General features: G+C 29.2%; 1 pseudogene. It reads left to right on the plus strand.

Annotation, left to right across the window (positions count from 1 at the left end):
• Positions 1 to 45: 45 nt before the first annotated feature.
• Positions 46 to 243, plus strand: a pseudogene (locus AYC60_RS08290) (hypothetical protein); the annotation flags it as partial.

Consider the following 243-nt stretch of genomic DNA (forward strand, 5'->3'; position numbering starts at 1 on the left):
GTGGAAGAATAGCAGAAATGAAAAATGGTAGAAGGAAAAAAACTAATGTCAACTCTTGAAATTTATTTAAATAAACTTACAGGAAAAGGAGTTAACGTTGTTACAGTTAATGATTAACATGCAAAAAGGAATAGAGACACTATGGCACACATATATGAATTATTAGGTCTTACATCAGGTGTTATAATTGCAAATTTAGCTAATGAAACAAGAAGAGCTCAATATAACTGTGACATTACATAT

The organism is Streptobacillus felis (genome assembly GCF_001559775.1).
Lineage (GTDB): Bacteria > Fusobacteriota > Fusobacteriia > Fusobacteriales > Leptotrichiaceae > Streptobacillus > Streptobacillus felis.